General features: G+C 73.3%; 20 protein-coding genes. 12 read left to right on the top strand and 8 right to left on the bottom strand.

Translation table 11 applies throughout. The features are described from left to right. Window positions 1-84: 84 nt before the first annotated feature. The gene (recQ, locus tag ACIA8F_RS09485; RefSeq protein ID WP_399377696.1) at window positions 85-2,190 is read right to left on the bottom strand and encodes a DNA helicase RecQ; all 2,106 of its coding nucleotides are present in this window, start codon (window positions 2,188-2,190) and stop codon (window positions 85-87) included. Window positions 2,191-2,372: 182 nt separating this feature from the next. On the opposite strand from recQ, the gene ACIA8F_RS09490 reads away from it, so the two are divergent. Further along, window positions 2,373-3,143 carry a maleate cis-trans isomerase gene (locus ACIA8F_RS09490; protein ID WP_399377697.1) on the top strand — a complete coding sequence of 257 codons (771 nt, stop codon included), beginning with the start codon at window positions 2,373-2,375 and terminating at the stop codon, window positions 3,141-3,143. Window positions 3,144-3,211: 68 nt separating this feature from the next. Here ACIA8F_RS09490 and ACIA8F_RS09495 read toward each other — a convergent pair whose 3' ends face one another. The 3 genes from ACIA8F_RS09495 to ACIA8F_RS09505 all read right to left on the bottom strand — a co-directional run bounded on the left by ACIA8F_RS09495 (window position 3,212) and on the right by ACIA8F_RS09505 (window position 5,002). Next, the gene (locus ACIA8F_RS09495; protein ID WP_399377698.1) at window positions 3,212-4,039 is read right to left on the bottom strand and encodes a CPBP family intramembrane glutamic endopeptidase; all 828 of its coding nucleotides are present in this window, start codon (window positions 4,037-4,039) and stop codon (window positions 3,212-3,214) included. Window positions 4,040-4,139: 100 nt separating this feature from the next. After that, entirely contained in the window at window positions 4,140-4,691 is a 552-nt protein-coding gene (locus ACIA8F_RS09500) for an O-acetyl-ADP-ribose deacetylase (RefSeq protein WP_399377699.1), read from the bottom strand. A 62-nt stretch (window positions 4,692-4,753) separates the two neighbouring features. Next, window positions 4,754-5,002: a hypothetical protein gene (locus ACIA8F_RS09505; RefSeq protein WP_399377700.1), complete on the bottom strand. Its 249-nt coding sequence runs from the start codon at window positions 5,000-5,002 to the stop codon at window positions 4,754-4,756. 346 nt (window positions 5,003-5,348) lie between these two features. Here ACIA8F_RS09505 and ACIA8F_RS09510 point away from each other — a divergent pair, with 346 nt between their 5' ends. Then, on the top strand, window positions 5,349-6,551 hold the full coding sequence (locus ACIA8F_RS09510) for an anion permease (protein WP_399377701.1): 1,203 nt from the start codon (window positions 5,349-5,351) through the stop codon (window positions 6,549-6,551). A 46-nt stretch (window positions 6,552-6,597) separates the two neighbouring features. Then, entirely contained in the window at window positions 6,598-7,770 is a 1,173-nt protein-coding gene (locus ACIA8F_RS09515) for an aromatic acid exporter family protein (protein WP_399377702.1), read from the top strand. Between the two features lie 188 nt (window positions 7,771-7,958). Here ACIA8F_RS09515 and ACIA8F_RS09520 read toward each other — a convergent pair whose 3' ends face one another. Both ACIA8F_RS09520 and ACIA8F_RS09525 read right to left on the bottom strand, forming a co-directional pair. Next, window positions 7,959-9,377, bottom strand: a complete 1,419-nt coding sequence (locus ACIA8F_RS09520; protein ID WP_399377703.1) for a phytoene desaturase family protein — start codon at window positions 9,375-9,377, stop codon at window positions 7,959-7,961. A gap of 202 nt (window positions 9,378-9,579) precedes the next feature. Further along, window positions 9,580-10,404, bottom strand: a complete 825-nt coding sequence (locus tag ACIA8F_RS09525; RefSeq protein WP_399377704.1) for an inositol monophosphatase family protein — start codon at window positions 10,402-10,404, stop codon at window positions 9,580-9,582. 231 nt (window positions 10,405-10,635) lie between these two features. Here ACIA8F_RS09525 and ACIA8F_RS09530 point away from each other — a divergent pair, with 231 nt between their 5' ends. Continuing rightward, window positions 10,636-11,814, top strand: coding sequence for an alpha/beta hydrolase (locus tag ACIA8F_RS09530; protein WP_399377705.1), 1,179 nt, complete (start codon window positions 10,636-10,638; stop codon window positions 11,812-11,814). A 25-nt stretch (window positions 11,815-11,839) separates the two neighbouring features. On the opposite strand, the gene ACIA8F_RS09535 is transcribed toward ACIA8F_RS09530, so the two are convergent. Then, window positions 11,840-14,299, bottom strand: coding sequence for a tetratricopeptide repeat protein (locus ACIA8F_RS09535; RefSeq protein WP_399377706.1), 2,460 nt, complete (start codon window positions 14,297-14,299; stop codon window positions 11,840-11,842). A 202-nt stretch (window positions 14,300-14,501) separates the two neighbouring features. Here ACIA8F_RS09535 and ACIA8F_RS09540 point away from each other — a divergent pair, with 202 nt between their 5' ends. The 4 genes from ACIA8F_RS09540 to ACIA8F_RS09555 all read left to right on the top strand — a co-directional run bounded on the left by ACIA8F_RS09540 (window position 14,502) and on the right by ACIA8F_RS09555 (window position 17,928). Next, a complete protein-coding gene (locus ACIA8F_RS09540; protein WP_399377707.1) occupies window positions 14,502-14,957 on the top strand; it encodes a carboxymuconolactone decarboxylase family protein in 456 nt (151 codons plus the stop codon). Between the two features lie 103 nt (window positions 14,958-15,060). Then, on the top strand, window positions 15,061-15,540 hold the full coding sequence (locus ACIA8F_RS09545; protein ID WP_399377708.1) for an iron chaperone: 480 nt from the start codon (window positions 15,061-15,063) through the stop codon (window positions 15,538-15,540). A 49-nt stretch (window positions 15,541-15,589) separates the two neighbouring features. Beyond that, a complete protein-coding gene (locus tag ACIA8F_RS09550; RefSeq protein WP_399377709.1) occupies window positions 15,590-16,288 on the top strand; it encodes a 4'-phosphopantetheinyl transferase family protein in 699 nt (232 codons plus the stop codon). A 284-nt stretch (window positions 16,289-16,572) separates the two neighbouring features. Then, window positions 16,573-17,928 (top strand): ABC transporter ATP-binding protein, encoded by a 1,356-nt coding sequence (locus ACIA8F_RS09555; RefSeq protein WP_399377710.1) that lies wholly within the window; start codon window positions 16,573-16,575, stop codon window positions 17,926-17,928. Between the two features lie 125 nt (window positions 17,929-18,053). On the opposite strand, the gene ACIA8F_RS09560 is transcribed toward ACIA8F_RS09555, so the two are convergent. Continuing rightward, entirely contained in the window at window positions 18,054-19,436 is a 1,383-nt protein-coding gene (locus ACIA8F_RS09560) for an ROK family protein (protein ID WP_399377711.1), read from the bottom strand. Between the two features lie 184 nt (window positions 19,437-19,620). Here ACIA8F_RS09560 and ACIA8F_RS09565 point away from each other — a divergent pair, with 184 nt between their 5' ends. Genes ACIA8F_RS09565 through ACIA8F_RS09580 form a run of 4 tightly spaced genes read left to right on the top strand, consistent with a single transcriptional unit; the run spans window position 19,621 to window position 24,209 of the window. Continuing rightward, on the top strand, window positions 19,621-20,940 hold the full coding sequence (locus tag ACIA8F_RS09565; protein ID WP_399377712.1) for an ABC transporter substrate-binding protein: 1,320 nt from the start codon (window positions 19,621-19,623) through the stop codon (window positions 20,938-20,940). Window positions 20,941-20,954: 14 nt separating this feature from the next. Further along, window positions 20,955-21,950, top strand: a complete 996-nt coding sequence (locus ACIA8F_RS09570) for a carbohydrate ABC transporter permease (RefSeq protein WP_399377713.1) — start codon at window positions 20,955-20,957, stop codon at window positions 21,948-21,950. A gap of 31 nt (window positions 21,951-21,981) precedes the next feature. Continuing rightward, window positions 21,982-22,821 carry a carbohydrate ABC transporter permease gene (locus tag ACIA8F_RS09575; protein ID WP_399377865.1) on the top strand — a complete coding sequence of 280 codons (840 nt, stop codon included), beginning with the start codon at window positions 21,982-21,984 and terminating at the stop codon, window positions 22,819-22,821. A gap of 11 nt (window positions 22,822-22,832) precedes the next feature. Beyond that, window positions 22,833-24,209, top strand: coding sequence for a GH1 family beta-glucosidase (locus ACIA8F_RS09580; protein WP_399377714.1), 1,377 nt, complete (start codon window positions 22,833-22,835; stop codon window positions 24,207-24,209). The last annotated feature ends 858 nt before the right edge of the window (window positions 24,210-25,067 follow it).

Raw genomic sequence — 25,067 nt, forward strand, 5'->3', positions numbered from 1 at the left:
ACCTCACCCCAGGGGGCCCGATTCCTACCGATTCACCCTATCCGAGCCTTCGCCGCCCGGCGCTGTGTCGGGCGGCGAAGCCCCTTACTCCCAGTCGTCCCACGGCGGGTCGATGTCCTCGTCCTCCGGGCCGAAGAGCGACTCCTCCGCCCGCGGGGCCGGAGCGGCCTGGGCGGGCACGGCGGCGGGGGCGGCCGGGGCGGCCGCGGCCGCCCGGGCGACGCGGGCCGGCGCGGACGGGGCCGGCGCGGGCGACGCGGACGCGGGCGGGGCGGACCTCGCCGGGGCGGCTCCGGGTGCCGTCGCCGGGTCCCCCGCGCCCGGCTCGGGCCGCGCACCGTCCAGGGTCTTCAGGATGCCCTCGGCGTACTTGGCGAGCTTCGCCTCGCCGACCCCGCTGATGGTGCCCAGCTCCGCGACCGTCGAGGGCAGCTGCGTCGCGATCTCCCGCAGCGTCGCGTCGTGGAAGACGACGTACGCCGGCACGCCCTGCTCCTTCGCGGTCTCGGCGCGCCACGTGCGGAGGGACTCGAAGACCGGCACGGCGGCCGCCGGCAGGTCGACCGGTACCCGGCCGCCCTTCCCGGAGCGCGATCCGCCGGACTCCCTGCGGGAGGAACCGGCCGCCGGAGCCGCCTCCTTGCGCATCGCGACGCTCCGGCGCCCGCCGAGCACCTCGCCGCTGGCCTCGGTCAGCACCAGCGTGCCGTAGTCGCCCTCCACCGCGAGCAGGCCGAGGGCCAGCAGCTGCCGGACGACCCCGCGCCATTCGTTGGTGCCCAGGTCCGCCCCGATGCCGAAGACCGAGAGCCCGTCGTGGTCGAACTGGATGACCTTGGCCGTCTTCTTGCCCTGCAGGATGTCGATGATCTGGCCGGCGCCGAACTTCTGCCGGCGCTCCTTGGCCAGCCGCCACACCGTGGACAGCAGCTTCTGCGCCGCGACCGTCCCGTCCCAGGACTCGGCCGGGGTCAGGCAGGTGTCGCAGTTCCCGCAGTCCGGAGCGCCGGTCTGCCCGAAGTACGCCAGCAGCCGCACGCGGCGGCAGCCGACCGTCTCGCAGAGCGCGAGCATCGCCTCCAGGTGTCCGGCCAGCGCGCGGCGGTGCGCCTCGTCGCCCTCGGAGCCCTCGATCATCTTGCGCTGCTGCACCACGTCCTGGAGCCCGTACGCCAGCCAGGCCGTGGCCGGCTCACCGTCGCGGCCGGCACGGCCGGTCTCCTGGTAGTAGCCCTCCACCGATTTGGGCAGGTCGAGGTGGGCCACGAAGCGGACGTCGGGCTTGTCGATGCCCATGCCGAAGGCGATCGTGGCCACCACCACGACCCCGTCCTCCCGCAGGAACTTCGACTGGTTCGCCGCGCGCGTCCGGGAGTCCATGCCCGCGTGGTACGGCACCGCGTCGATGCCCTGCTCGACCAGGGCGGCCGCCGTCTTCTCCACCGAGGCCCGGGAGAGGCAGTAGACGACGCCGGCGTCCCCGGGGTGCTCGGTGCGGATCAGCTCCAGCAGCTGCTTGACCGGGTTGTTCTTCGCCACGATCCGGTACTGGATGTTCGGCCGGTCGAAGCCCGCCACGAAGTGGCGGGCCTCCTCCAGGCCGAGGCGCGCCGCGATCTCGGCGTGCGTGGCCTCGGTGGCCGTCGCGGTCAGCGCGATCCGGGGCACCTTCGGCCAGCGCTCGTGCAGCATGGACAGCGCGAGGTAGTCCGGCCGGAAATCGTGGCCCCACTGGGCGACGCAGTGCGCCTCGTCGATGGCGAAGAGCGAGACCGTGCCCCGGTCGAGCAGGCGCTGCGTCCCTTCGGTGCGCAGCCGCTCGGGTGCCAGGTAGAGCAGGTCGAGCTCGCCGGCGAGGAAGGCTTGCTCGACCGCGCGGCGGTCGTCGGACAGCTGCGTCGAATTGAGGAACCCGGCCCGCACTCCGAGCGCGTTGAGGGCGTCCACCTGGTCCTGCATCAGGGCGATCAGCGGGGAGATCACCACTCCGGTGCCCGCTCTGACCAGTGCCGGGATCTGGTAGCAGAGCGATTTGCCGCCGCCGGTGGGCATCAGCACCAGCGCGTCGCCACCGCCGGCGACGTGCTCGATGATCTGCTGCTGCTCGCCGCGGAACGAGTCGTACCCGAAGACGCGGTGGAGCACCTGCTGGGCGTCGGGGATCTCGACGGCTGCTTCCGAAGGGGTCATCCCAGAAGCCTAGCGACCTCCTCGGACACATCCGCCCGGATCCCGTCGGCCTGTGGATATCCGGGAGGACCCGAAGGCCCCGTGCGCGGCGGCGCGGCCGGGCGCCCCGGCGGCCCGACCGGTGTCACAGTAGGAGATCTTCCGTATCTCCCGGTACATCCGGCTTCCGAGAGGAACACGCGATGTGGCAGCCCGACGGGTGGGACGTGCGCGTCCGCCTCGGCGTCCTCACCCCGCACGCCGATGTCGGCCCCGAGTCGGAGCTGCGCGCCATGGCTCCGGCGGACGTGGGCCTGCACGCCGCGCGGGTGCCGTTCCGCGCGATGGGGCGCGGCGGTGCGATGGACCCCACCATCCCGCTCGCCCCCGTACGGGCCTTCGCGGAGCCCCCGCACGTGGACGATGCCGCCGAGCTGCTGGCGGCCGCGCCGGTGTCGGTGATCGCCTACGCCTTCACCAGCTCCGCCTACGTCATCGGCCCCCGCGGTGAGGGATACATGCTGGAACGGCTGCGCGAGCGCACCCACGGGCTTCCCGTGGTCGCCACCTGCGCCGCCACCGCCGAGGCACTGCGGGCCCTGGGGGCCGGCCGGCCCGCCCTCGTGGACCCGCCCTGGTTCGACGAGACGCTGAGCGACCTGGGCCGGGGCTACTACGAGGACGCCGGGTTCGAGGTCCCGTACGCCGCCCCCTGTGGCCTGCCCAGCGGGCAGACCCTCATCGGGCCGCGGGCCCTGCACGACTGGGTGGCCGCGCACGTCCCCGACACGGCGGACGCGGTCGTCATCGGCGGCAACGGTTTCCGTGCCGTCGGGGCGATCGCCGCCCTGGAAGCCACCCTGGGCCGCCCGGTCCTGACCGCGAACCAGGCCCTGCTCTGGGCCGCCCTGCGCGCGGCGGCCACCCCGGCCACCCCGGTCGAGGGCTACGGCCGGCTGTTCTCGGTCGCCTAGCCCTCCGGGCCGTCGGGCCGGGAGGCCGTCGGGCCGGGAGGCCGGGACGGTGGGAGGCCGGGAGGCCGTCAGGCCGGGACGGTGGGGGCCGGGGCCGCCGGGGCGGGCTCGATCGTGCGGCGCTTGAGGAGCAGGACCACGATGAGGACGGCCTGGAGGACGATCATCAGGGCCATGCCCAGGGATCCCCGGGGCTCCTCGCCCACGAGGTTGGAGATCAGGCCGGTGTCCCAGAGGCCGTGGACGAGCATCGGCAGCAGGATGACGCCGCCGACGCGCAGGCACAGGTAGAAGAAGTAGCCCGAGGTGGACACGATGAGGGCCTGCACGAGGGCCTGGGCTCCCTGGCCGATGGCATTGCTGACGTGCGCGAGGCCGAAGACGAGGGAGGAGTAGAGGGCGACCTTGCCCTCGGAGAATCCGGCCCGGCGGAAGGCGTGGACGCCGATGCCCCGGAACATGAGCTCCTCGCCGACCCCGACGAACAGCCCGAGCAGCAGCAGGCAGGCCACGAGGGAGAGGCTCTGGTCGGCGAGGTGCCGGAAGTTCAGGCCGAGCAGGGCGACGGCGAGCATCGAGAGCGGTACCCAGCGCACCCAGCGCCGCACGGGCACGCGGTAGTGCAGGACTTCGCGCCACCAGCCGAGCCAGGTCACGAGGCCCGCGGCGAACACGATCGACGCCCCGATGGGGATCAGCGCGTTGCGCACGAGGGATTCCGTGGTGGGGAACTCGCTCGCGGAGTCGCCGGTGTCCACCCCGACCAGCAGTCCCAGTCCCTGGATGATGCCCAGGTACACGAGGACCACGGCCAGGAACCACGGCCACGGCAGCCTTCGCCCCGGCCGGTCGGTCCGTATCGCGTCCGCCCCTGCCGGGTCCGGCCTGTCCCCCATTGCTGCTCCTTCTCCTCGGCGGCGGGCGTGCCTGCCCGCCCACCGGAGAAGAATCTCACACGGAATCGAACAAATGCTGCGCAGCTCCCCCAATCCGGTCCTACTGCCGCGCGTCCCCGTCCCGGCCCGGTGCCGACGGGGGCTCCTCGGCGGCTGCCGCGAAGGCCGCGTACGCAGCGGCGTCGAAGAGGACGAAGCGCACCTCCTCCACTCCGGTCCGGGTCGCCCGTACGGTCTCCACCGCGATGCGGGCTCCGTCGTCCATGGGCCAGCCGTAGATGCCGGTGGAGATCGCGGGGAAGGCGACCGTACGGGCTCCCAGCTCGTCGGCGATCCGCAGCGACTCCCGGTAGCAGGAGGCCAGGAGCTCGGAGCGGTCCTCGTCGCGCGACCAGACCGGGCCGACCGTGTGGATCACGTGCTCCGCCGGGAGCCGGCCGGCCGTGGTGGCGACGGCCCGTCCCGGCGCCAGGCCCTTGCCGTAGTGGGAGCGGCGCAGGTCCTCGCAGGCGGCCAGGATCTCCGGTCCCCCGCGCCGGTGGATGGCCCCGTCGACCCCGCCGCCGCCGAGCAGCGAGGAGTTCGCGGCGTTGACCACTGCATCGGCCGGCTCGGCCGTGATGTCGCCCTGAACGAGTGTGATCCGCGGCATCGGATTCCCTTCCTCTTTCCTTGAGTCGGGGGATTGTCCCGCGACTCAAGGAAGCGGAGCGATCATGGGCCCGCGCCGTCGGCGTCCTCCAGGCGGGCGGCGAGGCGGGCGAGGGCCGGCAGGACGGCGCGCAGCGCCGCGCGGTCGGCGTCGGGCAGGGCCGTCAGGGCCTGCTCCAGACGGCGTTCGTGGGCGTGCGCCCAGGCGGCGAGCCGCAGCCGGCCGGCGTCGGTGGCGCGCGCCCGGGCTTCGGGCGAGCCCGCACCGGCGCCCGGGTCCGGGGCGCCGGGCGTGCCCGGCATGGGTGCCACGCCGTCCACGCTACTCGCGCTCCGCCGCGGCCCGGCCGGCTCCGGCACCGCTTGGGGAGCCCGCGCCGCTCCGAGAGGGCATCGGACACCGGTGCACCCGCCGCCGAAGAAAAGGGAGAAAGGCCCGCCCCGTACGGGACATAAGACCGGGAACCCCCTCCCAGCACGGCCGTTCGGGGAATTCGCGCCGGAATTCTTTACGGACTTTCCCGTCATTTTTGACCCCCTATACTTAACGCCGCCTTATTCGTCTTCCGTTCACCGGGGAAGACGATCCGGCCCCTTCGGCGCGCCTATGGTTCTGTCGTCCCCCTCCACTCGCACGGACGCGCAGAGGCACGAACTCATGGACTCCTCCACGACGCTCATCGCGGTCACCATCGCCGTGGCCCTGCTCTTCGACTTCACCAACGGGTTCCATGACACGGCGAACGCGGTGGCCACGGCCATCGCCACCGGCGCCCTGCGCCCCAAGGTCGCCGTGGCCATGTCCGCGGTGTGCAATCTGGCCGGTGCGTTCGTTTCGGTGGAAGTCGCCAAAACGATCTCCGGGGGCATCATCGACGAGCACGCCGGAATTCGCCCGCCGGTCATCCTCGCCGCCCTCGCGGGGGCCGTGCTGTGGAATCTGGTGACCTGGCTGCTCGGAATTCCCAGCAGTTCCTCGCACGCCCTCGTGGGCGGGCTGATCGGGGCCACCGTCGCCTCGGTGGGCCTTCACGGAGTGAACGGGACGGCCGTGGTCGGCAAGATCCTCGTCCCGGCCGCGCTGTCCCCGCTGATCGGCGGACTCGTGGCGTACGCGGCCACGCGGGCGGCGGGCCGGCTGAGCGGTCCGGAACCCGGCGGGGACGGGGCGGGCCACGGAGCGGTCCACGGGACGGGCCCTGCGGCGGGGCACGGCGCGGGCCGCGGGGCCCGGGCCGGGCAGGTGCTCGCGGCGGCCCTCGTGTCCCTGGCGCACGGCACCGGCGACGGGCAGAAGACCATGGGCGTGATCACGCTGACACTGGTCACCGCGGGTTCCCTGCCCGCCGGGTCGGCTCCCCCGCTGTGGGTCATCGCGGCCGCCGGGCTCACCATGGCCCTGGGCACCTGTACGGGCGGCTGGCGCATCATCCGTACGCTCGGCACGGGCCTGACCCGGCTCGGCCCGCGGCAGGGCTGCGTGGCCCAGACGAGCGCGGCGGCCGTGCTGCTGACCACCTCGCACCTGGGCTTCGCGGTGTCCACCACGCACGCCGTCACCGGGAGCGTCGCCGGGGCCGGGCTCGCCACCCCCGGCGGGGTCCTGAACCGGGCGACCGTGCGGTCGATGCTCGTGTCCTGGGTGCTCACGCTGCCCGCGGCGGGGCTGGTCGCCGCCCTGGCCGTGCTGCTCACGGAGCAGGGAGCCTGGGGCCAGGACACCACGGCCGCCCTGCTGCTGGGCGCGACCCTCGCCTTCTGGGTCCGGTCCCGCCGTACGGCCGTCACCGCGCGGAGCGTCGCCCCGGAGGCGGCCGCCGCCACGGCTTCCACCACGGCCGCCACCACGGCCGCCGCCTGAGCCGCGCTCTCCCTTTCGGGAGGGTTCCTGACGTAAGGTCCCGAAAATGAAGGTACCCGGCAGCGTGGTGGGAGCAGTGGGAACAGCGGGCCTGCGGTCCCGGATGACCGCCGGTTTCGGCGACGGGAGCACGGTCCTGCGGGCCGCGGTCTCGGCGGGGCTCTCCTGGTGGATCGCCTCCGCCCTGCTGCACTCCGATGCGGCCTCGCTCGCCCCCGCCGGCGCGATCCTCGCCACGCAGGCCACGCCCTTCGCCACCGCGCGCAAGAGCCTGCAGCGGGCGGCGGGCATCCTGTTCGGCTTCCTGCTCGGCGTGGCGGCCACCGCGTCGATCGGCACGAACGCGGTGAGCGTCCTCCTCGTGGTGCTGGTCGGGATGTACGCGGGACGCGCGATGAACCTCGGCTCGCAGATGCACCAGATCGCGCTCACCGCCGTGCTCGTGATGGGCGCCGCCACCACCTTCGGCTACGGAGCCTCCCGGCTGGAGGACAACGTCGTCGGCGTCCTCGTCGGCACGTGCATCGGCCTCGCGCTGCCCGCCCCCGGCTTCACCCGCCGCGCCGGTGAGGAACTGGCCCGCCTGAACCGGGAGATGGCCGATCTGCTGGCCGAGATCGCCCGCGGCCTGGCCGAGGAGGACTGGGCCGCGCGCACCGGGGACTGGGTGCGACGGGCCCGCTCCCTGTCCAGGGAGCTCGACACGGTGCGCCAGGCCGTCCGCGAAGCCGAGGACGCGATCCGCTGGCGGCCCCGCGGCCGGCTCGCGCGGCCCCGGCTGGACCGGCTCGCCGAAGCCACCCAGTGCCTGGACCACGTCGGACACCAGGTCCGGGGGATCACCCGCGGGCTGTACAACCTGACCTTCCGCGAAGGCCGCCCGCCCGCCCTGCACTGGGCGCAGCACGAGACGCCGCTGCTGCCCCTGCGGGCCGAGGCCCCGGCCGGGCTGGACGGGGTGCTGGCCGCGCTCGCCGCGATGCTGGACGACCTGGCCGGGGTCCACGTGCGGGAGGAGGCCCCGGCGCCCGAGGTGCGGGCCCGGCTCGCGGAGCTGCTCGGCGAGGCCGAGACCCGCTTCCTGCGGACCGCACTGGGGCAGTCCCCCGGCTACGCGGACTGGCGGGTCCTGTGCACCGCCGGGATCCTGGAGGACGCCCGGAAGATGCTCCACGAACTCGACCCCGCGATCGGCCCCCACAAGGCCGCCTTCGGGTAGCGCGGCGCGGCTCCCCGAGCCGTCTAGGCCGTCTCTTTCGGATCTTGCCGGGCCCGCGACGCCCGGCACCGTGCCCGGCCGCACTGCCGGGGCGACCACGTACGCCCAGTACGCGAACGCCCCGGCAGCACGCCCGGGCACGGCACCGGACGCCGCGGGCTCGGCCGACAAGATCCGAAAGAGACGGCCTAGGCCTTCGCCCGCAGGTGGCGCCAGACGGCCTTGGCCGCGTTGTGTCCCGACATGCCGTGGACTCCGGGTCCGGGCGGGGTGGCCGAGGAGCACAGGAACACGGCCGGATGGGCCGTGTTGTACGGGGACAGGGTGAGCTTGGGGCGCAGCAGGAGCTGGAGCCCGGAGGCGGCTCCGCAGGCGATGTCGCCGCCGACGTAGTTCGGGTTGCGGGCGGCGAGCTGCGGCGGGCCGGCCGTGGCGCGGGCGAGCACCAGGTCGCGGAACCCGGGTGCGAAGCGCTCCAGTTGGCGTTCGACGGCTTCGGTGAGGTCGCCGTCCCAGCCCGCCGGGACGTGCCCGTACACCCAGAAGGTGTGCTTCCCCTCGGGCGCCCGGCCGGGGTCGACCAGGCTGGGCTGGGCGGCGATGAGGAAGGGGGTGCGCGGGACCCGCCCGCCGGAGGCCAGTTGCAGGGCCGCGTCGATGTCGCGGGTGCGCGGGCCGATCTGTACGGTGCCGGCCCGGCGCGGCTCCTCGGCGGTCCAGGGGACGGGGCCGTCCAGGGCGTAGTCCAGCTTGAACACGGAGGCGCCGTAGCGGTAGCCGTCGTAGACCCGGCCCAGGCGGGCGATGCGGGCCAGCGCGGTCGGGGAGGTGTCGAAGACGTACGCCCGGGCCGGGGGCAGGTCGTCGAGCCGCTTGACCTCGAACCCGGTGTGGACGGTCCCGCCGAGGTCGCGCAGGTACCCGGCGAGGGCGTCGGAGACCGACTGCGAGCCGCCGCGCGGCATCGGCCAGCCGTTCGCGTGCGCGGCCAGCGCGAAGACCAGGCCGACGGCGCTGGTCCCGATCCCGCCGAGCGGGGCGATGACGTGCGCGACGAGTCCCGCGAACAGGGCGCGGGCCCGGTCCTCGCGGAAGCGGCTCAGCAGCCAGGTGGAGGGCGGCAGCCCGGCCAGCCCGAAGCGGGCGAGGGTGAGCGGGTCACGGGGCAGTGCGGTGTCCGGCAGCGACATGAAGTCCCGGGCCAGGGTGTCCCACTTGCCGAGGAACGGATCCACGAGCCGCCGGTACGTGCCCGCGTCGCGGGGCCCGAAGGAGGCGGCCGTCTCCGCGACGGAGCGGGACAGCACCGCCGCCGTGCCGTCGTCGAAGGGGTGCGCCATGGGCAGCGGGGGGTGCAGCCATTCCAGCCCGTACTGCTTGAGGGGCATCGTGGAGAAGACCGGGGAGCCGGCGCCGAGCGGGTGCACGGCCGAGCAGGGGTCGTGCCGGAAGCCGGGGAGGGTGAGCTCCTCGGTCCGGGCACCGCCGCCGACGGTGTCCGCGGCTTCGAACACGGCCACCGAGAAGCCGCGCCGGGCCAGTTCCACGGCGGCCGTCAGCCCGTTGGGCCCGGCCCCCACCACGACCGCATCGAGGATCGACGGCACTTGCGACTCCTTCGTCCGGCGGCGCCACCGCCCCCAGGGTATTGCGCCTGTCCATAGGCGGCTCCGCGATCCGCGCCGACTCCGTTCGCTCTGGGAGGAGCATCGGGGCGGGAGGTGGACCGGCCGGGCACCCCGGCCGTGAACCCGGCCGGGCTGCGGCCGTGGACCCGGCCGGGGTCCCCGGCGCGGGCCCGCCGTCGTCTCACTCGCCCCGCAGCAGCTCCCGGATCCGTACGGCCGTGGCCTCGTCCCGGCCGACCGCGAAGGGCAGCGCGTTGTCCCGGTCCACCCGGAAGGGAACCCCGTCGACGGTGCTCTGGGAGCCGCCCGCCTCGGCGACGAGCAGCAGCCCGGCCGCGTGGTCCCAGGCCGAGGGCCAGTTGAAGGCCAGGCCGTCCATCTCTCCGCGGGCCACCTTCAGGTACTCCAGGCCCGCCGAACCGCAGGCACGGGAGGCCACCCCGGGGACGTCGAGGCGCGCCAGGACGCGCCGCTCCGCCTCGGTGGTGTAGAGCGGGTGGGCGGTCGCGACCCGCAGGTCGGCGCCGGGAACCGGCGAACCGCTCCGGATCCGCTCTCCGTTGACGTAGGCGCCCTGTCCGCGCACGGCGGTGGACATCTCGTCCAGCGCCGGGGCGAAGGTCCAGGAGGCGAGGAGCTCCCCGCGGTGCGCGAGGGCGACCAGGGTGCAGAACTCCGGCTCCCCGTGCACGAACTGCCGGGTCCCGTCGACCGGGTCCACGATCCACACCGGGGCGTCGCCGCGCAGTGCCCCGTACACCCCGGGGTCCGCGTGCACGGCCTCCTCGCCCACCACGGCCGAGCCGGGCAGCAGCCCGGTCAGGGCCGCCGTGAGGTACTCCTCGGCCTTGCGGTCGGCGTCGGTCACCAGGTCGTGCGGGCCGCTCTTCTGGTCCACCTCGTGCTCGGCGAGCCGGCGGAACCTCGGCATGATCTCGATCGCAGCCGCCTTGCGCACGGCTTCGTCGACGTCGGACAGGTTCCGGGCGAGGAATTCATCGATCATGCCTCCAGCAAAGCACGCCCGGCTGACAAACCCCACTGCCGGACCCGGCGGGCGGCCGGACCCCCGGTGGACCGCGGATGAACGCGCAGCCGGGCGCGGGCGGTGCGGACCGGGACCGGACCGCAACCAGGACCGGAACCCCGGCCACCTCCTGGTGGGCTCCGCCCGCCCGTGCTAGACCGGCCGGGCCCGGCCATTTCCCTCCCCCACACCACCGTCTGGGAGTCCTTCATGCGCCGCCCCGCCCCCGCACCCCGTTTCCTCGCCGGCCCCCGCTCCCTGCGGCGGGCCGCGGCCCTGCTCGCGACCGCCGCCACCGCCGCGGCCGTGCTCGTGGTCGGCGCCCCCGCCGCCCCCGTGGGCGCCGCGTCCGTCCTGCCCTCGCTGCCCGCGCCGAACGCCGCCGGGCTGACCCTGCGGAGCTGGTCGGTGGCCGCGGAACAGAGCGAACGCATGGGTGACGCCTCCGTGACCACCGCCGCGGTCTTCGCCGCGCACGGCGCCGCCCCCTCGATCGATCCGGTCCAGGTGCCCGTGCGGGTACGGGTCCTGCTGCCGGAGGACTACCAGCGGGACCCGGCCCACCCCTACCCCGTGCTGTACCTGCTGCACGGCGGCTCGGGCGACGTGGAGCAGTGGTCGAAGACAGACGAGGGCAACGTCACCGCGAACCTGAAGGACTCGGCCTTCAAGGGCATCGTCGTGATGCCGGAGGGCGGCAAGGCCGGCTGGTACAGCGACTGGCCCGGGCACACGGACGGGTTCTTCGCCCCGCAGTGGGAGACCTTCCACGTCGAGCAGCTGGTCCCGTGGATCGACGCCAACTTCAACACCGTGCGCGCGGCCTCCGGACGGGCGGTCGCCGGTGTCTCGATGGGCGGCTACGGGGCCCTGCGCTACGCCGGACGCCACCCGGAGCTGTTCTCCGCCGTCGGCGCCTTCTCGCCCGGCACCGACATCTACGACCCGGGCGCGCAGAGCATCATCGCCGACTCCACCTGGCAGGTCGGGGCCTCGATCCTGTGGACGGGCCTGTTCGACGGGAAGTTCCGGGTGACCGGGGACACCCCGTACCGGTTGGCCACGGTCTTCGGCCGGCCGGACACCTGGCCCGGGCAGAACCCGGTCAACCTGGCGCTCGACGGCAAGTACGCCTCGTACGGCGGGAAGATGGCCCTGTACGCGGGCGGCACGGGCGGTACGGGCGAGAAGGAGATCGGCGCCATGGCCGAGGCGCTCCACCAGGACCTGAAGGAACGCGCGGTCCCCCACCGCTACTGCCGCGGCGCGGGCGACCACTCCTGGCCCTACTGGGGCCCGGAGCTGAAGGACTTCGTGGCCTACGCCTACGGTCCCGCCCCGCAGGCCCCGGCCCCGTGCCCCAACGGCTGGGGACCGCAGAGCTCGTGACGGCGCCGGGGCCGGGGCGCCGCGCTCAGCGCGCCCCGGCCCCGGGGTGCTCCAGGAGCGAGCGGGCGGCCGCGCGGTGCCCGGCTGCGGCCGCCGGGTCCGTGCCGTCCAGCAGGACCGCGATCCCCTCGTGGGCCAGCGCCTCCTCGTGCCGGTACCCGAGCCCGGGGGCCAGCTCCAGGGTCTGCCGGTGCAGGCGCAGGGCCTCCTCGGGCCGTCCCGCGAGCCGGCAGGTCTCGGCGTAGGCACCGAGGAAGCGGACCTTCCAGTGCTCCTCGAACAGTGCGTCCAGCAGCGCGAACGCCTCCCGGTGGCTGGCCAGCGCCTCCTCGTAGCGGCCCATCCGGCGCAGTCCCACGCCCAGGCAGTTGAGGGACCAGGCCTCGTTGTTCACGTGCCCGTCCTCTCGGGCCAGGGCCAGCGCCCGGTGCAGGTGCTCGGACGCCTCTTCGGGCGCCTCCGCGGCGATGGCCACGCCGAGGGTGATGCGGGCCGTCAGGGTGGGCGGCCACGCCGGGTCGGGGTGGGACACCTCCAGGACCTCCCGGGCCCGCCGCGCCGCTTCCTCGCGGTCGCCCAGCTGGAGCAGCGCCCAGGCCTCGGAGGCGGCCGAGTGGGCCGCACCCGCGGGGAGGCCGGCTTGCTCGTACAGCTTCCCGGCCAGCCGGAACAGTTCGAGCGGCTCCTCGGCGTTCCCCCGGTCCCAGCTCAGGAAGCCGCGGCGCAGGGCCAGTTCGGCTTCCGAGCGGGTGTCCCCGGCCCGGGCGAGCCGTAGCCCGGCCTCCTCGTACGCGGCGTCGGCCTCGGCCGGGCGGCCCGCGTTGTAGCGCGCGAAGCCCAGGTCGCTGTAGGCCTCGGCCAGGCGCAGCGGATCTCCCAGGCGTTCGGCGGCGGCGAGCGAGCGCTCGAAGAGGTGGTTGAGGTGGGTGGTGCCGCAGCGCCGGGCGAAGTAGGCGCGCAGGAAGTGCGGCAGCTCGCACACGTGCGCGTCCGCCCCGACGGCGACCGCCGTCTCGAACACGGCGATCATCGTCTCGTACTCCGAGACGAGCCAGGCGCAGGCCGCGTGCTTGTCGGCGAACCGCGGCAGTTCGGCCGGGGGCCGTCCCGCGGCGGGCGGCCGGCCCGGCGAGAGCACCGGCATTGCGGCGTCCGCCGCGGCCGCGGCGTGCACGAAGTAGTCGAGGAAGCGGCCCAGCGCGCGCTCCCGCTCGGCCGGGGAGTCCTCCTGGGCGCAGGCGCCGCGGGCGTGCTGGTGCACGAGGTCGTGCAGCCGGTAGCGGCCCGCCGTCGGCTGCTGCACCAGGTGCGCGTCGACCAGATCCTCCAGCATCTCCCGGGCCGCGCGCACCGGTACGTCGGCCAGGGCCGCGGCCGCGTAGGCGTCGAAGGAACCGCCGGGCAGCAGGCCCAGCATCCGGAGCAACCGGGCCCGGGCCCGGTCCAGTTGGCGTACGGACATGGCGAACGCCGTGTCGAACTCGCTCACGCCCTCCGCGAGGCGTTCCACGAGGATGCCCACCGTCCAGCCCGGCCGGTGCCGCAGCCGGGCCGCGGCCAGCCGCAGGGCCAGCGGCAAGTGTCCGCACAGCCGCAGCACCTCGGCGGCGGACTCCGGTTCGCGGGCGAGGCGGCCTTCGGGGCCGCCCGGGTCTCCGCTGGCCCGGGCCAGCAGCTCGGCGCTCTCCTCCGGGCTGAGCACGTCGAGCGACACCGGGGGCACTTCGTCCAGGCCGAGCAGCCGGTTGCGGCTCGTGATCAGGACGACGGAGTCACCGGCGCCGGGCAGCAGCGGGCGGACCTGCTCCGCGTCGGCCGCGTTGTCGACGACCAGGAGGGCGCGCCGGTCCGCCAGTTCCGCGCGCCAGCAGGCCGCCAGCTGCTCCAGGCCCTCCTGCGGCACCCGCTCGGAGGGCACGCCGAGCGCACCGAGCAGCATCCGCAGCGCCGAGTCGGGATCGAGCGGGTCCCGGCCCTCGGTGAAGCCGTGCAGGTCCACGTAGAGCTGGGCGTCCGGGTAGGCGGCGGCGAGCCGGTGTGCGGCGTGCACCGCCAGGCAGGTCTTGCCCACGCCCGCCATGCCGTCGACGGCCACGCCCCGGTGGCTGTCCACTGCGGCGAGCACGGACGCGAGTTGGGACTCCCGGCCGGTGAAGTCCGGTACGTCGCGCGGCAGATCGTTGCGGGGCTTCGGCTGGACCTGGCGGACGGCCTTCGGGGGCGCCGGCAGCGGGTTGGCGGCGCCGAGTTCCCAGAGGGGGCGCAGCGGGCGCGGATCGCGTCCGACCAGCTTGCAGAGGGCGACGACCGCCGGCCAGGGCGGCGGGGTCTGGCCCGCGAGGTAGCGCGAGAGCGAGGAGGAGCTCAGTCCGGCGTCCCGCGCGAGGGCCCGTACGCCGAGCCCGGAGAGTTCCTGGAGCTGCCGCAGCCGTGCGGTCAGCTCGTCCTGCGGGCCGGCTCCGGCCGTCCGCCGTTCCCTGTCCACGGTTCCCCCCGTATCCCTGTCCCGCCGCGCCGGAATTATCCCGGTCCGCATATCCGCTGGTCAAGGATGTTCCGCCTGTCCCACGGTGTCCCACCGGCCTCGCCGCGGCGGCCCGCTGCGGCTGTCATGGAGTCACACCCCGAGGGGGGAGCGGAAGGCCGGGAGCCCGGCGGTCCGGACACCAGCAGAGGAGCACACCGAGATGCAGTCCCGCATGCAGAACCCCGCCGTCGTCCTGTCCGGTGCGATGCAGCCCATCCAGGAGATCTTCAAGGCCGTGCACTCCGGTGGAGTGGACGCGCAGACGCTGGAGCTGGTCCACCTGCGGGTGAGCCAGATCAACGGGTGCAGCGCCTGCGTCGACGCCGGCGCCAAGGCGGCCCGCAAGTCCGGGGTGAGCGAGGAGCGGCTGGCCACGGTCGCCGCCTGGCGCGAGGCCCCGTACTTCTCCGAGGAGGAGCGGGCGGCCCTGCTGCTGGCCGAGGCCGCGACCCGGCTGGCCGACCGTCCCGACGCGGTGAGCGACGAGGTCTGGGACACCGCCGCCACCTACTACGACGAGAAGCAGCTCGCCGCGCTCGTCCTGATGATCGGTGTCACCAACCTGTTCAACCGGCTCAACGCCACGACCCGCCAGATCGCCGGCGCGTGGGGATAGAGCGTGGGGACGGAAGGGAGCGCAGCACCCTCCTCTCCCGTCCGACGATCCGGCCCAGCACCCCAGCTCCCCAACACCCCAGCACCCTTGAGGAAAAACCGCCATGACGAACACCCGCAAGCCCGCGAAGAGCACGACCCCGGCCTCCGGCACGTTCGAGGGCTTCACCGAAGAGGAACGTGCCGCGATGAAGGAGCACGCCAAGGAGCTCAAGGCGGCGGCGCGGCGCGGGTCCCGCGCCGACAAGGCGGCGGAGGAGGAGGCCTCGGTGGTCGCGAAGATCGCCGAAATGCAGGACTCCGACCGGGTCATGGCCGAGCGGATCCACGCGATCGTCAAGGAGAGCGCGCCCGGCCTCGCACCGAAGCTCTGGTACGGGATGCCCGCGTACGCCCGGGAGGGCAAGGTGGTCTGCTTCTTCCAGAGCGCGGAGAAGTTCAAGGCGCGCTATGCGACGCTCGGCTTCAGCGACCAGGCGCACCTGGACGAGGGTTCCATGTGGCCGACGTCCTGGGCCCTGACGCAGCTGACGCACGCGGACGAGACGATGATCGCCGTGCTCGTGAAGAAGGCGGCACACTGATACGCACAACCGCCGACAGCCGGCGCAGTACCGAGGAGAACGATCGATCGTGCTCGAACCCCATGTCCTCACGATCGGTTCGCAGCTCCCGCCCGCCGCGCAAGCGCAGCCGGCCGCCTCGGCTTCCGTGTGGCTGGTCGACACCGACGACCGGGACGGCGCGGCGGCCCGGCTGGCCCCGGAGGTCCTGGACCAGGACGAGCACCGGCGGGCGGCCGGGTTCAAGCGCGAGAAGGACCGGCGCCGCTACATCGCCTCCCACGTGGCGCTGCGGGTGCTGCTCGGGTCCCGGCTGGACCTCGCGCCGGGGCGGGTGCGGATCACCCGTGCACCGTGCCCCTCGTGCGGCGGGCCCCACGGACGGCCGGTGACCGAGGACGGTCCCGTCCACTTCTCGCTCTCGCACAGCGACCGGCTCGCGCTGGTCGCACTGGGCCCGAAGCCGGTGGGAGCCGATGTGGAGGCGCTGCTCCCGGAAGCCGCCGTGGCCGAGCTCGCCGGGCAGCTGCACCCCCGGGAGTCCGCGGAGCTGGCGGCCCTGGACCCGGCCGGACGGCCCGCCGCCCTCGGCCGCGTCTGGGTGCGCAAGGAGGCGTACCTCAAGGGCCTGGGCATCGGGCTGGCCCGGGGCCTCTCCCTCGACTACGTGGGGACCGGCGACACCCCGGCGAGCGGTCTGCCGGGCTGGTCCCTGACGAACGTGGCCGTCCCCCCGGGCTTCACCGCCGCGGTGGCCGTGGCGCTCTGAGCGGCGGGACCGGCACGGCACGGCCGGCGGATCCGGTCGGCGGGCCACCGAAGGGAGAGCGCTCTCCGATGGCGGAAACCTAGCGCGCGTTCTCGGCCGGGGTCAAGGAACGGAGCGGTCAACTCGCCCGCAGGGACGACGTTTTCCCCCGGCGAGGGCGCTGGGGGCCCGATTCCACCCGATGTTGTGCAGAGCGGTTCCCTAGCGGGGTGCCCTGGGCTAGCTTCTGACCTCAACTCCCCCACCCCCCTCTGTCTCCCCAATCCCAGTCCGGGCGGATCGCTATGAGTCGTTCCATCGCGCTGCGCGATGTCAGCAAGAGATACGGGCGCAACTCCCTTGCCGTGGAGCGCGTCTCCCTCACCGTCGAGCCGGGCGAGTTCCTGGTGCTGCTGGGCCCTTCGGGCTGCGGCAAGTCCACCGTCCTGCGGATGATCGCGGGGCTGGAGGACATCACCGAGGGCTCGTTGTTCCTCGACGGCGAGTACGCCAACCACATGCCGCCGAGCGAGCGGGACATCGCGATGGTGTTCCAGAGCTTCGCGCTGTATCCGAACATGACGGGCCGCGCCAACATCGGCTTCCCGCTGAAGCTGCGCGACCCCCGCGGGGACCACGAACCGCAAGTGGAGGCCACGGCCCGGATGCTGGGCATCGAGGACCTCCTCGACCGCTTCCCGGGTCAGCTCTCCGGCGGCGAGCGCCAGCGGGTCGCGATGGGCCGGGCCATCTCGCGGCGGCCTTCGGTGTTCCTGATGGACGAGCCGCTCTCCAGCCTGGACTCGAAGCTGCGCGGCCACCTCCGGGCCGAGATCGCCCGGCTGACCTCCGAACTCGGCGTCACCACCGTCTACGTCACGCACGACCAGTCCGAGGCCATGTCCCTCGGGCACCGCGTGGCGGTCATGCGGGGCGGCGTCCTGCAGCAGGTCAGCTCGCCGCGGGACACCTACGCCCTGCCGGCGAACGTGTTCGTCGCGGCGTTCATCGGAACGCCCCGGATCAGCCTGCTCCAGGCCGTGGTGCACGCGCCGCTGGACGCCGGCATGTGGATCGATCTGGGGCGCCACCGGCTCGCTCTTCCCCAACCACTGAGCCCCGACCACCAGTTGCTCCGGATCCAGCAGGGCCGTCCGGTCATCGTCGGGCTGCGCTCGGAGGCGGTGCGGATCGCTCCGCCGAGCCAGGCGCGGCCGGGCGAGGTGGCGATGACGGGCATCGTCGAGCACGTCGAGTACCAGGGGCACGAGGCGCTGGTGCACGTGGACACGGGCTCGCGCCCCGCCGTGGTGGCGGAGCTGGAGTCGGCCCGGCAGCCGGCGGCCGCTCCCGGGCGCGGCCTCAGGCGGCAGCGCAGCGGCCTGGCCCGGCTCAGGGACCGGGCCGCGGAGCGGCTGTCCGGGCCGGTGGCGGTCCTGGACGCGCCGCCGCCATCCCGCCGGGGGCCCGACGCGGGCGCCTCACCGGAACGGCTGGGGGCGGTGCGCAGCGACCTCGTGGTGCGTACGGGACCGCACGTCCGGGTCCGGGTCGGGGCGCAGATCCCGCTGCTGGTCGACCTCGCGCAGCTGTACGTCTTCGACCACGCGGGCCGCCGGGTGTCTCCGGCGGGGGACGGGATCGCGCCGCTGGAGAGGTAGCGCCCGGGTACGGCGGGGAGTTGCAGGCCGGTACGGGTCGGCCCACCGCGCAGGCTGCGGGGTGGGCCAGGGGCTCGGGCGGGGCGCTGGGCCGGGGTGCTGGGCCGGAATGCCCGGCCGGGGGCTCAGTGGGCCGCCCGTTCCTGCAGCGTGGTGCGCCAGGCCGGGAGGGGCTCCTCTCGCTCGGGCTCCGTGCGGTGCCCGCCGCGGGCGAAGAAGTCGGCGAGGGGCAGGATTCCCGCGCCGACGGTGACGGCGTCGGGGCCGAAGGTGCCGAGGTCGATGCGGACGTTGGCAGCCGGGTACGACAGGGCGTAGGAGGTGGCGTAGGACCGTACGGAGTCCAGGAAGCGGGTGCCGAGCTGCAGGCCGGCCCAGCCGCCCACGAGGATGCGTTCGGGCTGGAAGAGGTTGATCAGGTCGGCGAACCCGGCGCCGAGGTACTCGGCGGTCTCCTCCAGGACGGCCAGGGCGGTCGCGTCGGCCAGGGGGACGGCGCCGCCGTCGGGGCGCGACTCGGAACCCGGCTCGGAGCCCTGCCCGATGCCCGGCTCAGCGCCCTGCCCGCCCCCCTCACCGGGGTACGCGGCGGCGAGCATCGCGGTCAGGGCCGTCTCCTCGTCGGCGTCGGCGGGCGGGCACCCGCCGGCCTCGGCCCAGCGCTCGAGGAGGGCCTCGGCCCCCGCGTACGCCTCCAGGCAGCCCTGCGCCCCGCAGCGGCAGCGGCGGCCGCGGACCCGGACGGTCAGGTGGCCCCACTCGATGGCGCGGCCGGTGCGGGTGTCGTCGCTGACCACGCAGGCGCCGACGCCGGAGCCGAAGAGCACGACGACGGCGTTGTGCGCCCCGCGTCCGGCGCCGAACCACATCTCGGCCTGGCCGAGGGTCTTGGCCCCGTTGTCGATGTAGTACGGGACGGATTCGGGCAGCAGGTGGGAGTCGCGCAGCATGCGCTCCAGCGGGACCGCGTCCCAGCCGATGGTCTGGCCGTGGACGACGGCGCCGCCCGCGGTCCGGGCGACGATGCCGGGGACGCCGATGCCGACGCCGAGGAGCCGCTCGGGGGCGATGCCGGCCCGGTGCAGGACCTCGGCGATGCCCTCGCGCAGGTGCCGCACGACGACGCCGACCTCGTAGCGGTCGATGCGGCGGGGTCCTGCCGCCTCCAGGGGCCTTTCCACGCGCGCGAGTTCGGTCAGGGTCAGGTCGAAGAGCTCGATGCGGATACGGGTCTCGCCGACGTCCACGCCGATCATGTAGCCGCTGTCCGGGCTGACGCGGAGCAGGGTCCGCGGGCGCCCGCCCGCCGACTCCACGCTCCCGGCCTCCTCCACCAGGCCGTCGGCGACGAGCTCCGCGACCACGTTGCTGATCGATCCGGAGCTCAGCCCCGTGGCGGGACCCAGCGAGAAGCGGCTCAGGGGACCGTCGAAATACAACCGTTGCAATACGGCGGTCCGGTTCTCCCGCCGCAGGTCACGCACTGTTCGGCCGCTGCGTACTCGCACTCTGTCCCCTGTCGTCGATGCCCGTACCTGCAAGATACCTGCGTGAACGCTCTTGACGAGTCCTTCGCTTGAGGTTTAACTCACATCCTAAATTAAGCCATGTGGTTTTGGGGGCGAACCGCGGAACGTCCGCCCCCCACCCCGCAGTCGGCATCCCGTTCCTTCCTGAAAGGCCCATGGAGCCATGCGCAGAATCAGAGTCGCAGCGGTCGGCGCCGTCACCCTCTCCCTCGTCCTCGGGGCGGCTGCCTGTGGTGGTGGCGGCTCCACCGACGGGAGCGGGTCCAACGAGCAGCCGAAGACGCTGACCTACTGGGCCTCCAACCAGGGATCGAGCCTGGAGGTCGACAAGCAGGTCCTCCAGCCCGAGCTCGACAAGTTCGAGAAGCAGACGGGCATCAAGGTCAAGCTCGAGGTCGTGCCGTGGGGCGACCTGCTCAACCGCATCCTGACCGCGACCACCTCCGGCCAGGGCCCCGACGTCCTGAACATCGGCAACACCTGGAGCGCCTCGCTGCAGGCCAGCGGCGCGCTGCTGCCGTGGGACGCCAAGAACTTCGAGAAGATCGGCGGCAAGGACCGGTTCGTGGAGTCGGCGCTGGGCTCCACCGGCGTCCAGGGCCAGGACCCGGCTGCCGTCCCGCTGTACTCCATGGCGTACGCGCTCTACTACAACAAGAAGGCCTTCGCCGACGCGGGCGTCACCAAGCCGCCGACCACCTGGGACGAGCTCGTCGCCACCGGCAAGCAGCTGACCAAGGACGGCAAGGCCGGGCTCGGCGTCGAGGGCTCCAACCTGTCGAACAACATCCACCAGGTCTTCGTCCTGGGCAAGCAGCACGGTGCGGACTTCTTCACCGCGGACGGCAAGGCCGACTTCACCTCCGACGGCGCGGTCAAGGCCGTGAAGCAGTACGTCGACCTGATGGCCGACGCGCAGATCGTCGCCAAGGGCAACGCCGAGTACTCCCAGAACCAGTCGCTGAGCGACTTCGCCAAGGGCAAGACCGCCATGGTGCTGTGGCAGACCGCCTCGGCCACCTTCGCCGCGCAGGGCATGAAGGAGGACGAGTGGGGCGTGGTCCCCGCGCCCGTGCAGTCCGGTGCGCCGGGGACGGGCACGTCCACCAACTCCATGGTCGCCGGCATCAACATGGCCGTCTTCAAGAACACCAAGAACATCGACGGCGCCACGAAGTTCGTGAACTTCATGACCGGTGACGAGGAGCAGAAGGTCCTCAACAAGGCCTACGGCTCCATCCCGCCGGTGAAGTCCGCGCAGACGGACCCCGCCTTCAACACCCCCGGCCTGGCCGTCCTGCGCGACACCCTCGCCAAGAGCGCGTCCGCCCTCCCGCAGGTCCCCGAGGAGTCGCAGTTCGAGACGGTGGTGGGCACCGCGGTCAAGGAGCTCTTCGCCGACGCGGCGGCCGGCCGGCCGGTGACGGCGGAATCGGTCAAGGCCAAGCTCGAGAAGGCCCAGCAGCAGATGCCCAAGAAGTAGGGCACGGACACCTCATGACGACCACCGCACCCCCTCGTACGGGCAAGCGGACGGTACGGAAGAACCAGCCCGGAGCGGCGCCTCGCACCCGCCGCTCCGGGCGGCTCCGCCGCATCTCCCTGCCGTACCTGCTGCTGCTCCCCGCACTCGTCCTCGAGCTCCTGGTCCACCTGATCCCGATGGTCATCGGCATCGTGGTCAGCTTCAAGGAGCTCACCCAGTTCTACCTCCGCGACTGGGGCAACGCCCCCTGGTCCGGCCTGGACAACTACTCCCTGACCGTCGACTTCGACGCACCGGTCGGCCAGGCGCTGCTGAGCTCCTTCTTCACCACGTGCCTGTTCACCTTCTTCTCGGTGGGCCTGTGCTGGCTGATCGGCACGGCCGCCGCGATCTTCATGCAGGAGACGTTCAGGGGCCGGGGCATCCTGCGCACCATCTTCCTGGTGCCGTACGCACTGCCCGTCTACGCCGCCGTCATCACCTGGGCCTTCATGTTCCAGCGCGACAACGGCCTGGTGAACCACGTCATCCACGACCAGCTCGGACTGACCGACAGCCCGCCGTTCTGGCTCATCGGCGACAACGCCTTCATCACCCTGCTGGTCGTCTCCGTCTGGAAGGGCTGGCCCTTCGCCTTCCTCATCATGATGGCCGGCCTGCAGAACATCCCCCGCGAGATCTACGAGGCCGCGGCCCTGGACGGAGCGGGCGTCTGGCAGCAGATCCGCCGCATCACGCTCCCCTCGCTGCGCCCGGTCAACCAGGTCCTGATCCTGGTGCTGTTCCTGTGGACGTTCAACGACTTCAACACGCCGTTCGTCCTGTTCGGCAAATCGGCGCCGGCCTCGGCCGACCTCATCTCCATCCACATCTACCAGTCCTCGTTCCAGACCTGGAACTTCGGCACCGGCTCCGCGATGTCCGTCCTGCTGCTGCTGTTCCTGCTCGTGGTGACCGGCCTCTACCTCCTGCTCACCTCCCGAGGAAGGAGCGCCACCGATGCCTAGGCACACTCAGGCGGTCGCCTCCCGGTCGCCCATGGCGCCGCCCACGTCGTTCCTCGTGAGCCGTCTGGTGTTCCTGACGCTCCTCACCGGCTTCGTCCTGCTGCCGGTGTACGTCATGATCTCCAGCTCGCTCAAACCGCTGCAGGACGTGTCGGGGAAGTTCCAGTGGATCCCCTCGGGCCTGACCGTCCAGCCGTACTTCGACATCTGGAAGACCGTCCCCCTCGGCGACTACTTCATGAACTCGCTGATCGTGGCCGGTTCGGCGACCGTCCTCTCCGTCATCATCGCGATCTTCGCGGCCTACGCCGTCAGCCGGTACTCCTTCCGCGGCAAGCGGGTCTTCACCGTCACCGTGCTGTCGACGCAGATGTTCCCCGGCATCCTCTTCCTGCTGCCGCTGTTCCTCATCTACGTCAACATCGGCAACGCCACCGGGATCGCGCTGTTCGGCTCGCGCGCCGGCCTGATCCTCACGTACCTGACGTTCTCGCTGCCGTTCTCGATCTGGATGCTGATCGGGTACTTCGACTCGGTCCCCCGAGACCTCGACGAGGCCGCCAAGGTCGACGGCTGCGGTCCGCTCGGCGCCCTCTTCCGCGTCATCGTGCCGGCCGCGATCCCCGGCATCGTCGCCGTCGCCGTCTACGCCTTCATGACGGCCTGGGGCGAGGTCCTGTTCGCCTCCGTCATGACCAACGACGCGACCCGCACCCTCGCGGTGGGCCTGCAGGGCTACTCGACGCAGAACGACGTGTACTGGAACCAGGTCATGGCCGCCTCGCTCGTCGTGAGCCTGCCCGTCGTCGGCGGCTTCCTCCTCCTCCAGCGCTACCTCGTGACCGGGCTGACCGCCGGCGCGGTGAAGTAGCCCCTCTTCCCATGCACTTAGAAAGGTTCGCTGTGTCGGATTCCATTGACCTCGGCGCCTTCCCCCAGGACTTCGCCTGGGGCACGGCCACCTCCGCGTACCAGATCGAGGGAGCCGTCAAGGAGGACGGCCGCGGGCCGTCCATCTGGGACACCTTCTCCCACACCCCCGGCAAGATCGACAACGGTGACACCGGCGACGAGGCCTGCGACCACTACCACCGGTGGCCCGAGGACATCGCCCTCATGAAGCAGCTGGGCACCGACGCCTACCGCCTGTCGATCGCCTGGCCGCGCATCATCCCCGACGGCTCCGGAGCGGTCAACGCGCGGGGCCTCGACTTCTACGACAAGGTCATCGACGGCCTGCTGGAAGCCGGCATCACCCCCTCGGTGACCCTCTACCACTGGGACCTCCCCCAGGCCCTGCAGGACCGCGGCGGCTGGACCGTCCGCGAGACCGCCGAACACCTGGCCACCTACACCACGGCGGTCGCGGAGCGCCTCGGCGACCGGGTCACCCAGTGGGCCACGCTCAACGAACCGCTCTGCTCCGGCTGGATCGGCCACCTGGAGGGCCGCATGGCCCCCGGCCTCACCGACCTGACCGCAGCCGTACGCGCCTCCTACCACCTGCTGCTGGGCCACGGCCTGGCCGCGCAGGCCCTGCGTGCCGCAGCACCCGGCGCGCAGATCGGCCTCGTCACCAACCACTCCACGGTGGTGCCCGCCTCGGACGACCCCGAGGACATCGCCGCCGCCGTCCGCATGGATGGACACACCAACCGCTGGTGGCTCGACCCCGTCTACGGACGCGGCTTCCCCACCGACATGCGGGAGCTGTACGGCGTGGAGCTGCCCGAGCGCCCCGGCGACCTGGAGACCATCGCCGCGCCCCTCGACTGGCACGGCCTGAACTACTACTTCCCTGCCACCGTCGCCAACGACGCCCAGGGCCCGGTCCCCTTCGCCCGCGAGATCCGCCTCCCGGACGTCCCGCGCACCGGCCTGGACTGGCAGATCGACGCCAACGGCATCGAATCCCTGCTGCTGCGCCTGACCAACGACTACGGCGTGCGGAAGCTCTACGTCACCGAGAACGGCTCCGCCTTCCCCGACACCGTCGGCCCCGACGGCACGGTCGACGACCCCGGCCGCACCGCCTACCTCGAACAGCACCTGGCCGCCTGCGCCCGCGCCGTCCGCCAGGGCGCCCCGCTGGCCGGCTACTACGCCTGGTCCCTCCTCGACAACTTCGAGTGGGCCTACGGCTACGACAAGCGCTTCGGCCTCGTCCACGTCGACTACGCGACCCAGCGACGCACCATGAAGACCAGCGGCCACCGCTACACGGACATCATCCGCAGCCACCGCACCCTCTCCGCGTAACCCCGGGCCCCGACAGCCCGTCCGCACCACACGGACGTCGGAACCCACGGAACCCACGTCCCGCCCGGCCGGCACACCCGGCCGGGCGTCCGGTCCACCGGCCGAAGCATCCGGAACTTCCCCCTGCCATATGCCTACCGGCCCACCCGTTCCGGTGCCTATGGTGTGGCTCCGGACCACCCGGGCCCAGCACCCTCCCGCCTCCCCACGGGAGGGCTGCCGCGCGCCCGGCCCCACCGAGCCTGGGCCGCCTGGGGCCGGGGGGCCTGGGCCCGAGCCGCCCCGGCCCCGGCCCCACGGCGGCGCGGCCCCACGGCCGCCCGGCGGCCCGGCCGCCCGGCCACGCGGTCCCACGGCCGCGCCGGGCGCCAGCCCCGCTCGGGCCTCCCCGACCTCCCGGGCCCGGACAGAGCCCGGGCGTTCCCCAACCGGCCCTGCCCCACCTCGTCCTACGCGCCCTGCCCGGCCGCTGCCTGCTCGGCCCCGTCCGGCTGGCCGTTGCTCCTCGGCCCGGCTCTACCCGGCCCGGGCAGAGCCTGGGCTTTCCCTAACCGGCCCTGCCTGACCTCGGTCCTGCGCGCCCTGCCCGGCCCCGTCCGGTCGGCCTTGCTCCTCGGGCCTGCCCGGCTCTACCCAGCCCGGCCATGCCCGGCCCGCGCCCGACCGGTGCTCCTGCCCGAACTCCGGCCCCCGCCACGCCCTCCCCGACCCCCGCCCGGCCCTTCCCGACCCCGCCCAGCCCTTCCCGGCCCCGCCCGGCCGGTCCCGGCCCGACCCCTGCCGCCGGCGGCCCTCCGCACTGCCGCACCCTGCCTGCCTGCCGGGTCGCGCCCACACGCGTCCGCCCTGATCCGCGGT

The sequence above is a fragment of the Streptomyces sp. NPDC051563 genome, from assembly GCF_044454225.1.
In the GTDB taxonomy this organism is placed as follows: Bacteria; Actinomycetota; Actinomycetes; order Streptomycetales; family Streptomycetaceae; genus Streptomyces.